The following is a 13,973-nucleotide window of genomic DNA, read 5'->3' on the forward strand; positions in this document are numbered from 1 at the left end:
CAGATTGCCGCCGTCAAGCGGCAATCTTTTTTTATCTTACCAGCATCAATGTGCCCTGCTGTTGCATCGCCTGTTGCCTGCTATCCGTATAGGTCACTACCCACAGATAACCGCCCGCCGGCATACCAGCTCCTTTCTGCGTACCATCCCAGCCCATATCAGGATTGCGGCTTTCAAAAATCAGCTGCCCCCATCTGCCATACACCGCCATCCTGAAATCACTCACAGCATCATGCACTTTCGCACGGAAAATATCGTTCATACCATCTCCATTCGGACTGAACGCATTTGGTATCAGCACCGCACATTCCCGACTCTCCTTCGACACATTCGTACTACCTCTTACCTCACACTGATGCTTGTCAGTAATGCGGTAAGTATATTCTCCTGATTCCAGCGGCACAATGATACTATCCGGTCCCGCCGGCACACCAGAGACTTCATACATATATGGCCGCGTCCCACCTGTTACCGCAAATTCCAGTTTCCCGTCTTTTACATTACTACAACTGGCCGCGCCGGTTTTTATTGATTGTACTTCCAACCGCTCTACTGCCGGTATGTTGAACTGCTTCACCTGCCATACACAGCTGAATACATCTTTCACCGCCAGATTATAATCACCCGGTTGCAGATTTTCAAACACCGCGCTTTTCTGATAAGTAGCCCCTCCGTTCATACTGAACACATAAGGGTTTTCACCTCCTGATGCTACAATAGTGATCTTCCCCTTATCCCCATAGCAACGCAGTTCTTCCGACTGAATATCCGCTGTCATTTCATACTCACCAACCTGCACTTCGTCTGATGCTGTCGCACCGGTCGCACTCGTAACCGTCACGCGATAAAGCCCTTTATCAAGATGAGATACCACCGGATCACTGTATCCGCCGGGCTCCCATTTATACTGATATGGCCCTTTCCCGGCAGTCACTTCCACAGCTACGCTACCCGTCTGCTGACCTTTACAGGTGTTATGCGCCGTTACTGAAATCTTCGGTACTTCGGCTATATAAGGGGAGAAATTATCGACCAGCACCGCTGAATATAATTGTTTACAGGTACTGTCCCGGTAGGGCCCGAATACAAAATATTTATAATCTTTTTCCGGCGTGAATGTCGCCTTGTACATACGCCATTCTTTGTGCGTAAAAGTGCCTGATTTCCATAAAATATCTCCTTTTTCACCCGGCGCATTTGCACCATAAATAACCATGCCTCCATAACACATGGGCGCTGAAAAATACCGTTCCGGAAAGGCTAATCCGAACGAAATGGTATACGATCTGTTGGCGCGCAAAGGTGTTACCAGTTCCTGCATCACCCGTTCAGACCAGGTCGCAGAAGCGATCATCCCGATATATGTATTACCGTCCATCGGTGGCGTATTGACGCCTACCACACCCGGTTGTACATCAGGGGATTGTTCATAACGCTTCCACGGCGCTGGCGGCAGTAATGCAAGTAAAGGAGACTCCATTGACGGGTTTCCCAGCTCGATATCCTGGGCATGTACCTGATTAAGGCCAGAAAACAATAAGATTAAACACAGCAATAGGCCACAGGCATGCATAACGCCTGCGGTAGCCCGCAGACATAAACACTCCGGCTTGTTCATAGGATCGAAATAGTCAGGTTATTCAAATAGTATCATACGCGGGTCCATCCAAGCGTTTACCCAGACCCGGTCAGAATAAAGATATGTAAATAATTATTATTTATAATAATATTTAATCTGTAGCGGCATATTTCGCTATAGCAGTCTGAAAGACTGCACTATTTCAATGACAATCAACAAGATAAGGCTACTGGTGTCTCGGTTAGCTTGTCATATAAGAATATGGTTTTATTGTTCAGTACGCAATAAAGAATATTCGTATCCAACTGCTGAGATGTGGAAAATACGGTAATGATGTTGTTCAGGAGTGCTACAGAAGCCTCAGTATCAGCAACGGAAACGTTGTCAAAGAAGTGATGATACTCCACAAGGATCTGACCAATTTTAATCCCTGATTCTAAAATGTCTTTTAATACGGCGTATTCAGCACCCTCGATATCTATCTTCAGGATATCTATGTGATCGTGTCCCAACTCCTTCATCAGGGTCGTTAGACGCTTTGCAGGTACTTCCACAAAAGCATTCCTGTTGTTGATCTCCATAGTGGAGTGAGAAATATGGTTGGGATTCTCTGGTTTGTAAAACTTCATCGATCCATCACTATCAGACAGTGCTACACCCTTGTACAAAAACTCCGCTGGTAAAGGTTGTGCGTCCAGCCAGGTCTTCACTTCAGGTGTCGGATCAAATGCATGTATCTTCACGCCATACTTTTTGATCATGGAAAGATCAAACGTAATATCGTTACCAATACCTACAGAATACACAATACTCGCTGCATTGATAGTGCCAGATTTTATCATCCACCCTCCGTAATCAGATCCATGCCTTTCCTGTGGCACTTTAATCTGTACGCGCGTTTTCGGTGCTTTACCTGAACGCATCTGCCATTCACGTTTTAACATTCTCAGAACTTCCTTTACTTTACTCATTACAGCGATTTTTTTAATTATAATTGCTTTTTTTAATTATAATTTATTTTTCACATTATAATCGATTTTTTTATAATTATAATTGCCCCGCTTGTAAATTTATTTTCTCAGCTTGAGTAAATAAGGGATAGCTTTCCATGACACTGTAGAGCGTCCTCTGAAAAATGCCAGTAATTTCTGCGGCCAGTACTTGTCCATACAAGGACGTTCTATTAACACAAAATATACAGCTGATATAGTCAGAATCAGAAAGATCTGCAGCACGTTAAATAAAGCCAGATTAAGATAAATAGAGTCAAAAAGAAGCCGCTGATAAACTTATTTCCGAACGCAGAAATAATGACCGTATGCCACAGATAAATTGAATAACACATACCCCCGATCGTGAAAATAACCCTGTTCGTCAAAAACCCATTTATAAACCCATGAAACAAACACAGGTAATTAAAAATAGCAATTACCACAAACAGACCCATATTCAATATCAGATCAGGATCATTATTGGGTAGAATCATCTTTAATATAAACACGAGCATTAAGGCAGGTATCCCTATCGCCCATACCCACGACTTTTTAAGCGGCAGGCTGGTATTGGTCACCTTCAGATCCGCGAGTAGAAACCCTGTCAGGAAGTACTGAATGGAATCTATGATCGTACGGTATGGCAACTGATAAATACTTCTTGTAAAAATCATCAGCACACATATCAGCACTATATGGTTCTCCGTTTTGTAGCAGACAGCAAAAACAATCTCGCCAGCAGTGGTGCCATAATATAAAATTGTACCTCCACTTCAAGACTCCACGCGACACCATTGACTAATGGTAAAGTGTACCTGTCCCAGATAAGATTGTGTGTATATGTTAACGATGCCATGAGGCTCGGCAGCAATTCACTGAAAGTATATTTGTGCAGTACATATACCATTACAAAGAAAGTATAATCATGCATAACATATATGGCGGCTCCAGACGTGTCAGCCTTCTGACAAAATAAGACCGCAATACTACCTTCTTTCCATCCCCCAGATACTGTTGGCAAATGGCAACCCAAGGATATACCCACTAATGACAAAAAACAAGGACACACCAATACCTCCGCCATGCAGCATATAACCGCAAAGTGACAACCACTTATCCTGCTGGTGTAAAATCTCTTCTACCTTGTCAACAAAAAGCCGTCAATGTGTGCAATCACAACAGCAAATATGGCTATAAACGCAAGCCGTCTACTTCTGGAACAAACTTCCCATTAGAAGTAATTCTGTTAAAAATGGATAATGGTTGCATGGTTATTTGATAATATTGGTTACGGGAAAAAATAGCTATATCAGGTAACAATACTAAGCGGAGGTATATTCGTCCAGTCTTCGATTCTGACATTTCTCATAATAACAGCGCCGGCGCCGATAGTAGCACCTTCTCCGATGATCGCTCCACCACCGATATAACTTCTGGGACCTATATGTGCGAAATCGCCTATGGAAACTTCATGATCTACGGCACAACCAATGTTGAGGATAACATGCCGTCCTATATCTACGCCTGCCTGTACAATTGCGCCGGGCATTACTACAGTACCCTCTCCGACACGCACATAACGGGTGATAAAAGCCGCGTTGTCGATAAGTGTACAAAAATTATGTTCTACAAAGGATACAATTTTCTTTCTGATAAGGTTATTACCGATAGCGATCACAAGCGGACAGTCACGCATAAATACACTATCATATTTCAATACCGTCTTCTCTCTGAATTGCTCGTTTAATGTCGCATTATCATCAAAGAACGCCGCAACTGTATAATTATTTTGAGGGCCAGTTCTTCTATTGTCAACGCATGACCTCCTTTGCCATAAATAAGACATGGGCTCATTGTTTTCATTTAAACGTGGCTGCATCAGCTTTCCTTTAAAGCCGATATAAATGAGCACCAGCGGCAGTAAGATCAGTGTGCCTCTCAACCAGTCCTGATGAATGGTCCAGTGAGTGTTCAGCAGCAACACAATTATCAAAATTTGTACCAGCGCATAAACAGTAGCTACCAACAAATGGGGTACCTTTTGCTCATTCACCAGTATCTGATAGAAATGCAGCCGGTGTGCCTTAAAAATATTTTGTTGCAAAATAAGTCTGTGTATGATAGTAAGAATAGAGTCAACACCATAGACGCCAAGGAATAATATATACATCCAATTGCCTGTTGTGAGGATCAGATCCAGCAACAATGCTACAATCCAAAAAGCAATCGTTACACTGCCCACATCTCCTGCAAAGCAAACAGCCTTCACCCGGAAGTTAAAAACAGAAAGACCACACACGCGATCATTGGTATCCATATCATATCCTCTGCTATAAACGGTATCTGATATACATTCACATACTGCAGGCCCGCCAGTATCACCAGACTATACAAGCCCGTAATACCATTGATGCCATCCATAAAATTGTAAGCATTGATAATACCAATCACCAGTATATACAAGGGAACGATCACCAGTATTGGTAAAGCCATCACCTGCAGATAAAGAAATAACAAGGTGACCGCTACCATATGAAATAACAGCCGCACCTTATTAGGCAGCGTATAAATATCATCAAGGAAACTTATCAATCCAATGACCAGAATACCCGTTACCGGCAGCCAGAACGCTGTAAAATGCGTACACAATACCACCAGTGCCGCCATAATGAATACAATACCTCCGCCCCTGATCGTCACGTTTCTGTGTGAACTCCGCTCATTGGGCTTGTCAATAATGTTATACCTGTCCGCTATCTTGAAATACACCGGTAATAACACAAAGAATAATATAGCAACTGCCAGATACATCATAATACAGACGATAACTTGTCAATAACCCGGGAAGGCTGCCAGTTAAATGCCCGTCTTGCTTTCCCGTCGTCAAAAGTCAATGTGGAAGTAATTTTACGTAACTTATCACTATTTACCGGCGCACGCTTTCCCAACAGATTCCCTACGCCGGCAATCACCTTCGCCATACCCATCGGTATTGCTGAAGGGGGCTTTTTCTTCAGCGCCGTCGCGATACAGGTCTCCAGTTCCCTGAAACTCGGATGATACCCATCTGTCAGATTATACACCCCTCCCTCCTTCATCGCTACCGGTATCACAGCCGCTACATCTCCCGCCCATACCACGCTTTTGCGTGCCGCTGCCTCACCAATACTCAGGTACCTGCCGGAAGAGATCCCACGGATCATTGCCCCCAGATTACCGGGAGGCTCCGGACCCGCAATCAGCGGTAACCGTAATATCAGCAACTGTACATCACGCTGCCCGCACCATTCGGTCAGATAATGCTCTGCCTGAATCTTGCTTCTGGCATAAGGGGAATCGCCATTCAACGGATGCAGCTCATTGATCATATTTCCCTCATCTACGCCATACACAGCAACTGTACTGATAAATACAAAATAAACGGAATGGCATCTGATGCTTCCAATGACTCGCACAGATGCACCGTACCATATAAATTCACTTTATAAAACTCATCTGCCTCTTCGGGAGATGTAGGCACTACATGCGCCTTTCCGGCACAATGCACCACTACCTCGCATGCCGGCAGTTCCTTTGATTTCTCTCTGGAAAGATCCATCTTCACATGACTTGTCTGCCCATATTCAGCGCCATTACGTCCTATCGTTGTCACATTATATTCAGATCGTAGTGTATGCAGGATCTCCGTGCCCAGAAAACCGGAAGCTCCGGTTAATAGCAAAGACGCTTTCATGATACTGTAAGTATTTGCGCATACTTGTCAAGGATACGCTCTTTGGAATATACATTTACCGCCAGACTACGGGCGCGGACGCCCTTCGCTTCCAGCTCGGCAACTGATGCCATAGAAAAGCTGTTAAAGAAACGCAACAGGCCTTCTTTGTCGGTCAGCTGAAAACACCAGCCGACCCCATGCTCTTCTACCATCTGCCCTATTTCTCCGCTACGGTCGCCAATATAAAGGATCGGTTTACCCGCCGCAAGAATGTTATATGACTTGGAAGGTACGCCTAACCCTACCATACCATCCTGTAACGATACAATACCAATATCAGATGCATTCAGGAAATGCTGCTGTTTGCTTCTCGGAAAGGAGTCCAGCATACTTACATTCGTCAGCTGATGCGCTTCTACATAATCCTGCAGCTCTTTTTTAGAAGCCCCTTCACCAATAAACATAAAATGCAGCAAAGGGTTCCTTACCTCCCGGATAATAGCAAAAAGCTCCTGTAAACCCTGTACCCGCCCCAGATTACCGGCAAACTGAAAGATGATCTTCTCGCCAATATGCAAGTCCTGTACAAGGCCGTTGACCGTTTTTTTCTCCGGACTGATAATCTCAATATCCGCCCAGTTCTCAATGATATGAATCAATGGCCTGTGCGTATATTTAGCCATCTTTTCTTCGAATAAGGCCTTCATATCCCTGCCCAATACCAATAACACCGTCATACGACTATAAGCAGCGTTAAATATGCTTTTCAGGAAGCGGTAAGGCAGACTCCCCGGTCTGACCAGCTTCGCCACCACCAGATTCTCCGGAAAAACATCATGTACGATCGTATAACAACGCAAGCCCTTCCAGCGACAAATGCGTGCCGCCAATAGTAACAACGGCGCCGGATTGGTCACCAGCAATACATCATCTCCTTTCTTCGCTTTACGAAACAAGGCAATAGCCAGCCGCAGACTGATCAGCACCAGCCGCAAAGCCCGTTGTAAGAGTTTATCTTTGTTCAGATTACCTGCCTTCACACGGGTAATCTCGATATTCTCCAGGCCATGTGCATCTGACATGATCTTCGACTGCTGATAAGCGGCCGGTCCGCAAAGCACATGTACTTTCCGTTTCCCCGCTACCTGCTCGCTGATCTTGGTCATGATGTAAGCAGTAGACGTCTCTTCCGGAAAAAACAACTCTGTAACTACCCAAAATGTTTTCTCCCTGATCATATCACTGATTTTTGCTCCATACAACCCTGTTTATGTAATCAGTATAAGACAGTATAATTCTCACTACTTTATCTGCTACATTCGGCATACTGTAATCACTCACCTCCCGCAACGTGCGCTCCTCACCTCTCTTTTGTGCTGCCAGTTGTACAAGTCCCTGCATGATACGCTCCGGATGAAGCCCCACCATCATCACAGATGCCTCTTCCATCGCTTCCGGCCGTTCATGTGCCTCGCGTATATTCAAAGCAGGAAAATTCAGAATAGACGATTCCTCGGATATCGTTCCACTGTCCGACAACACCGCTTTTGCATGTAACTGTAAGGCGATGTAATCACTCAACCCCATCGGTTTCATCAGCTTGACAAGCGGATCAAAGGTCACGCCTTTTGCCTCGATCATCTTCCTTGTACGCGGATGTGCAGATACTATCACGGGATAACCGAATTGCTGCGCAATACCATTCAAAGTCGTTACAAGATGATCGAAGTTTCGATCTGAGTTAATATTTTCCTCCCTGTGCGCAGATACAACAAAGTACTGCTGTTCCTTTAACTCAAGCGTCGTCAGTATCCCTGATTGCTTTACTTTAGGCAGATAGTGATGTAATACCTCATACATCGGACTACCCGTTTTAATGACCCTGTCCGGTGACAATCCTTCCCTGAGCAGGTACTCTCTTGCGATGTCGGAATAAGTCAGGTTAATATCGCTGATGTGGTCCACTATCTTACGGTTCGTTTCTTCCGGTACCCGCTGGTCAAAACATCGGTTCCCTGCTTCCATATGGAAGATCGGGATCCTTCTCTTCTTGGCCGGAATCGCACAAAGACAGCTGTTCGTATCTCCCAGTACAAGGAAGGCATCTGGTTGCTCCGCTTCCAGTACCGGGTCGATCTTAATAAGGATCTGACCGATTGTTTCCGTGGCCGTCTTTCCCGCCGCTTCCAGAAAATGGTCAGGCTTACGCAGTCCAAGGTCTTCAAAGAAGATCTGGTTCAGCTCATAATCATAATTTTGTCCCGTATGCACCAGCACATGTTCTATAGCTTCGGATTCATCCAGTTTTGCCAGTACTCTGGCCAAACGTATAATTTCAGGGCGGGTTCCTACAACAGTCAGTACTTTCAGTTTCTTCATTGTGTTACTCATAACTGGTTTATACGCGATTCTTTTTAAACGACTTCAAAATAGGTGTCAGGGTCCTGCGGATCAAAAAACTCATTAATCCAGAATACGGTGTACAACTCTTCTTCTCCTACATTCTTAATATTATGTGTATACCACACCGGCATGTCCACATAAGACGGCGTACTGCCATCCAGTTCAAAACGCAGCACCTTATCTGTATTGTATTGCCGCAGCTCTATCAGCGCCTTGCCTTTGATAACCAGAAAGCGCTCGATCTTGCGGGTATGAAAATGATTTCCCCGGGTGATCTCCGGTACCGTCGTTGAAAACGATACCTGTCCGCCCTGCTGCAACTTCACCATCTCTACAAATACGCCTCTGTTATCAGCGTGTTGTTTCAGTTTATAAGGAAAATAGGACGCATGATCTATAAAGCTGCGGTAAGTATTAAACAGCTGTACGCTGAACTGATCCGGTAATGCCGGAAAAATACCCTCTTCCAGATACAGATCCCGGTAAGACTCCAGCTTTTCCAGTATTTCGCTGACATAACATTCCGTCGTATGTGGCAGGAGCCACAAAGGATCGTTTTTCTCCTCTCTGATAGCGGCAATGATATGGTCCGCCAGTTCATCGACATAGATCAGCTTTAGTAGTCCGTCGTTATCGATATGCGGCTGTTCTCCGTTGCACAACTGATGACAGAAAGTAGCTACCACCGAATTATAAAACGGCTTCCCAAAGGGTCCGAATACATTCGGAATAACCATTCCGGTAAACGGTGCATGGATCTCTGCTGCCCATTCATGCAACAATTCCCGGCCCTGCCTTTTTGATTGTCCGTAGGGATTCTCCCGCTCCTCTTGTGTAGACGAAGAAAAGATCACCTGCGGAGCCGCCTGTGTCGCTTTCAGGGCGTCCAGCAGTTTTGTAGTCAGTTCCACGTTAGTATCGTGTACCACCTGTGGATCCGGGTGACGATTCATAGCTGCCAGATGGACGATCACATCACATTGCGACACCCAATTGGCCAGTTCGCCGGCATTTTCAAAATATTCCCTTTTAAAAGGGACCAGTGCAAATTCTTCTTTTCGCAGACTTATCCTGTTGAACAGATAACTTCCGATAAATCCGTACTGTCCTGTAATACCGATTCTTTTCATGCAGTAATGATGTGAGCAGTTGCCTGCTGCCAGTCAAACCAAAGGTTTTGATCAAATGACCAGCGGTCTGCGGCAGATGCTTCCAGATTAAGATTTGAATAGACCATCAGCACAGATCCGGGGTCCAATGCTTTAATGCCATTGGCATATCCTGCGGGTATATGTAAAACAGCGGGCGATCCTTCTTCCAGTATGACATGTTCCGCCTGCAGATCGGGAGAAGGCTGTTCCCAGTCATCTATTTCCACCCAGGCGATCACAAATCTGCCTTTCACCACATAAAAGAATTTCTCTTCTATCCGATGTCCCTGCCACGCACGGATAACACTTGCATCCGGATGGGTGATCTGGTAAAAACGCTTTACATCGGGGAAGCTGAAGTCATTCACGAATTGCAGCGTACCACGATGATCGCTGAACTGGTTACCCTTTATATAATTCACCTTCTCCGACATGGCTGTTACTTAGTTGTTCCTGTACATAATCCAGTTTCAGCAGCATCGTACGCAGTTCATCATCCGAAAGACGATAGGTATTGTGTGAGTGATAGTCCTGCGCTTCTGCGATCCGTTCATTTCCTTCGGAGAAGTATTTCGCATAATTGAGGTCCCTGTCATCGGCTGCAATACGATAAAACTCGCCCATATCTTCCGCCTTGCCAAACTCCTCGCGGGTCAGCAGGGTTTCATACAGTTTTTCTCCGTGACGGGTACCGATGACATTGATTTCACTTCTGGATTCAAACAATTCTATCAGTACACGGGCCAGCTGACCAATGGTTGCTGCAGGCGCCTTCTGTACGAAGATATCACCGGGATTGGCGTTCTTATAAGCAAACAGCACCAACTCTACCGCATTATCCAAAGACATCATAAAACGGGTCATTTTCGGATCCGTGATGGTCAGTGGCTGCCCTGCCTTGATCTGCGATATAAACAGGGGAATCACGGAGCCTCTGCTGGCCATGACGTTACCGTAACGGGTACAAGTGATCAATGGTCTGTTATGTAATCTCGCTTTTGAAATGGCTACTTTTTCCATCATCGCCTTGGAAATACCCATGGCATTGATGGGATATACCGCCTTATCTGTACCCAGACAAATCAGTTTTTCTATTTTATGTTTGATCGCTGCTTCTACCACATTTTCGGTCCCCAGTACGTTTGTACGCACAGCCTCCATGGGATAGAACTCACAGGAAGGTACCTGTTTCAAAGCAGCTGCATGGAATACATAATCCACGCCATCCATAGCGTTATCTATACTACGGAAGTCGCGTACGTCTCCCATAAAAAATTTCACCTTATCACTACGCAGCAGGTTACGCATATCGTCCTGCTTTTTCTCATCACGGCTGAAGATTCTGATTTCCCGGATATCAGTATGTAAAAACCTTTTTAGTACAGCATTTCCGAAGGAACCTGTACCACCGGTAATAAGCAGGCATTTATCTTTAAACATGAGTAGTTATTTAGCTAAGTTCAAAAATTTATCATCGATGAATTTTCCGATATCATCCCAGGTCTTGGACCCTTCCAGTATCTCCTGTCCGCGGCATAGTTTATATTCCATTGTATTGGGGTCGTTGAATGCATCCACGATCTTATTAACGATATCTTCCGGATTATGGGGGTCGAAGTAATAAGCGGAGTCGAGACATACTTCATGTGCGAAGTCCATATCACTGGTGAATATCGGCTTGCGGAAATGCATCGCTTCGATATATGATCCGGAGAATGATTCCAGTAATGTAGGCAGGAACAATCCGTCCTGTGTGGCATACACTTTCCCCAGCTCTTCCAGTGGTACGTTGCCATGGTTGACAATAATATGGCTCAGTCCCATTTGTTCGATCGTGTCGAGGAAACGTTTGCTGCCTTCATTTTCTGAGCGGTCTATCGTCACTGTAATTTTGATCGGCAATTTCCTCTCCGCGATCAGTTTCCCGGTTCCGTATAATATCTCATAATTCTTATGTGGATAGTATTTGGCGATAAAAAGCAGCCTTATCTCCTTCTCAGTTTCACTTCTTCTTGGAGGCGGAGCGATACCGCTGGTATAAGAAACTGCATTCGGAATGACGACAATACGTTCTTCCGGTATCTTATACAAACGACTCATACGGGACCTCATTGACTCCGTCTGTACGCCCAACATGGTCACAAAGCGCAGATTAGTCCTTATCAGCCGGAGTGTATTCATGATATACCGGTAGAACGGCTTATCATTTTGTCTGATACGTTTCCACACGATACTTTCCGGATACGCCACATACGCCTGATGTATCAGGAGAAACTGTGTCTTTCTTGTCGGGATTGCAATATTTCCCAGACTCAGAATAAAGTCTGTCTTTGTAAATGCGATCCTTAACGGCAGCAGGAAATAATTGGATATGATCTTCAATACAGCATGATTGTATATCTTATCATATACCAGCAACTTCACTTTTTTATTGGCCGCGAATCTTTCATAACCGCAGCCTGCCGGTACGGTCACGATCATCGATGATACTGCAGGATGTGATGAATAATAGTTGATGATATTGAATCCGACGGTCCTGCCTCCGCCGAATCTCAGGTTTGCAGCATTAATGAATAATTTCATTGTCAGTTAATGTGTTTTTCATACGTGGCGTTTGCGCTGCTGCTAATTATTCCGGTTCCTCATAATTCTGCTGCCACCGGGCGCCACATTTGATACTTTGATGGAATTGTCTATTGTATTTTTGTTTCCTATCAGCTGATTATCCTGTATGTCCAGATCTTTCAGCTGATTATTATATCCGGGGCTTGTCCTGTCATCTTCTCCTACCAGATTGATTACGTTGGTAGATGTACCATAAAATTTATTGTTGGCAATACGGATGCCCTCTCCTGTCGGTATATTTCTGAAGCGTGTCAGAAAACCATTGGATGAATAAGCGGGACGGCCGGTGTTTCCGAACTGTCCGCGGATCGCCAGTTTTGCGATATCTCTGAATTCATTGCCCTCGATCACATTGCCGTTGGTATTTCTCATATAGATACCCGATTCTTTTACACCGAGGATCTTATTATTTCTGATAGCGGTATTGAAGCCATAAATACACACAATACCGTATCTGCCGGAATTGACGATGGTGTTATCTTCCACTGTACATCCCACGCCACCACTTACGGTAATCGCGCCTCTGCCCAATGTTTCCGTATTATCTGAATTGACCAGTGTATTGGTCACCTTATTCCCTTTTACAATCGCACCGTGCGTTTTCATGACGTAAATGCCCATTCCCATGTTGTTGGTCGTACCGTCTTTTGCGCCGATGTTACTGATGGTATTATTGATAATAGAGGTAGTGAACAAAGTAGAATCTTCGTAACTGGTCTCGTAAGAAAGGACCCCGTAACGCAGACAGTTACTGATCGTGTTACCAATGATCTTATTCCCGGATCCATGGGCCATTACTGCAATACCGTGTCCCAGCGTCTGTGCACCATCAATCGTGTTATTGCTGATTTCATTATCCTTATGCGCATATCCTGTTCCTGAATACCCGATCATAATACCACTTCCATCATAGCCTTTGGGAATCGACAATGCGGGTGATTTGATGGTGTTACCTGTGATGATACATTTTGTACACCCCTTATTGCCGTTCCTGTTCAGGAATATATTAAAACCGCTGATACCACTGAAATTGCAATTCTTTACTGTTGATCCGGATACCGCCGATAATGCAATACCAAAACCTTTATACAGATCAGGGGCCGATTGACCATTCCCCTGCAATGTTGCATTTTCAACACTACAGTTATCATGCAGGATGAGAATACCACCGTTGGTATTATTGGCGAGTTTCAATGACGCTCCTTTCGCAAATACCATCCGTGTACCGGCAGCCGCTGTTCTCAGTGTCTGGCTGATCAGATATTGTCCTGCGGGAAAGGACACCGTCTTATCACTTGCCGTCGCCGCCTGATTCAATGCCTGCTGAATAGCTTTGCTATCATCTGTCGAACCGTCTCCCTTTGCACCAAGGGCTCTGACATCTATAGCAACATTTCTGTAAACAGACAGGGCGTATGCTTTACCGGTATTTGCAATGCAGATAAAAGAGAAGAACAGCCCAAACGCCACCTGCAGGATCCTGATAGTCATGATATTATCATTTAAAT

Annotated in this window: 14 protein-coding genes; all 14 read right to left on the reverse strand. The window is 44.8% G+C overall.

The genetic code is table 11. The annotated features are described in order from the left end of the window. Window positions 1-31: 31 nt before the first annotated feature. Window positions 32-1,480, reverse strand: coding sequence for a gliding motility-associated C-terminal domain-containing protein (locus FEF09_RS16800; RefSeq protein ID WP_186774380.1), 1,449 nt, complete (start codon window positions 1,478-1,480; stop codon window positions 32-34). Between the two features lie 311 nt (window positions 1,481-1,791). Next, entirely contained in the window at window positions 1,792-2,550 is a 759-nt protein-coding gene (locus FEF09_RS16805) for an FkbM family methyltransferase (protein WP_146306196.1), read from the reverse strand. 245 nt (window positions 2,551-2,795) lie between these two features. Continuing rightward, window positions 2,796-3,263, reverse strand: coding sequence for a hypothetical protein (locus tag FEF09_RS34790; RefSeq protein ID WP_409994861.1), 468 nt, complete (start codon window positions 3,261-3,263; stop codon window positions 2,796-2,798). A gap of 617 nt (window positions 3,264-3,880) precedes the next feature. Beyond that, window positions 3,881-4,888 (reverse strand): hypothetical protein, encoded by a 1,008-nt coding sequence (locus FEF09_RS31510; RefSeq protein WP_222597004.1) that lies wholly within the window; start codon window positions 4,886-4,888, stop codon window positions 3,881-3,883. Then, window positions 4,837-5,385: a hypothetical protein gene (locus tag FEF09_RS31515; RefSeq protein WP_222597005.1), complete on the reverse strand. Its 549-nt coding sequence runs from the start codon at window positions 5,383-5,385 to the stop codon at window positions 4,837-4,839. Before FEF09_RS31515 ends, FEF09_RS31510 begins: the two co-directional genes overlap by 52 nt. Next, window positions 5,382-5,939: an NAD-dependent epimerase/dehydratase family protein gene (locus FEF09_RS16820; RefSeq protein WP_409994862.1), complete on the reverse strand. Its 558-nt coding sequence runs from the start codon at window positions 5,937-5,939 to the stop codon at window positions 5,382-5,384. Before FEF09_RS16820 ends, FEF09_RS31515 begins: the two co-directional genes overlap by 4 nt. Before the next feature lie 11 nt (window positions 5,940-5,950). Next, a complete protein-coding gene (locus FEF09_RS33150; protein ID WP_261387544.1) occupies window positions 5,951-6,304 on the reverse strand; it encodes an NAD-dependent epimerase/dehydratase family protein in 354 nt (117 codons plus the stop codon). After that, window positions 6,301-7,524: a glycosyltransferase family 4 protein gene (locus tag FEF09_RS16825; protein WP_146306197.1), complete on the reverse strand. Its 1,224-nt coding sequence runs from the start codon at window positions 7,522-7,524 to the stop codon at window positions 6,301-6,303. The genes FEF09_RS33150 and FEF09_RS16825 overlap by 4 nt, the downstream gene beginning before the upstream one ends. A gap of 1 nt (window position 7,525) precedes the next feature. After that, window positions 7,526-8,677: a non-hydrolyzing UDP-N-acetylglucosamine 2-epimerase gene (wecB, locus tag FEF09_RS16830; protein ID WP_261387545.1), complete on the reverse strand. Its 1,152-nt coding sequence runs from the start codon at window positions 8,675-8,677 to the stop codon at window positions 7,526-7,528. A 23-nt stretch (window positions 8,678-8,700) separates the two neighbouring features. Continuing rightward, on the reverse strand, window positions 8,701-9,819 hold the full coding sequence (locus FEF09_RS16835; RefSeq protein ID WP_146306198.1) for an NAD-dependent epimerase/dehydratase family protein: 1,119 nt from the start codon (window positions 9,817-9,819) through the stop codon (window positions 8,701-8,703). Then, window positions 9,816-10,262: a WxcM-like domain-containing protein gene (locus FEF09_RS16840; RefSeq protein WP_261387546.1), complete on the reverse strand. Its 447-nt coding sequence runs from the start codon at window positions 10,260-10,262 to the stop codon at window positions 9,816-9,818. The genes FEF09_RS16835 and FEF09_RS16840 overlap by 4 nt, the downstream gene beginning before the upstream one ends. Beyond that, on the reverse strand, window positions 10,243-11,280 hold the full coding sequence (locus FEF09_RS16845) for a polysaccharide biosynthesis protein (protein ID WP_146306200.1): 1,038 nt from the start codon (window positions 11,278-11,280) through the stop codon (window positions 10,243-10,245). Before FEF09_RS16845 ends, FEF09_RS16840 begins: the two co-directional genes overlap by 20 nt. A gap of 6 nt (window positions 11,281-11,286) precedes the next feature. Beyond that, window positions 11,287-12,423, reverse strand: coding sequence for a glycosyltransferase (locus tag FEF09_RS16850; protein WP_146306201.1), 1,137 nt, complete (start codon window positions 12,421-12,423; stop codon window positions 11,287-11,289). Window positions 12,424-12,465: 42 nt separating this feature from the next. After that, window positions 12,466-13,956: a nitrous oxide reductase family maturation protein NosD gene (locus FEF09_RS16855; protein WP_146306202.1), complete on the reverse strand. Its 1,491-nt coding sequence runs from the start codon at window positions 13,954-13,956 to the stop codon at window positions 12,466-12,468. Window positions 13,957-13,973 lie beyond the last annotated feature (17 nt).

The sequence above is a fragment of the Chitinophaga pinensis genome, assembly GCF_007896845.1.
In the GTDB taxonomy this organism is placed as follows: Bacteria; Bacteroidota; Bacteroidia; order Chitinophagales; family Chitinophagaceae; genus Chitinophaga; species Chitinophaga pinensis_C.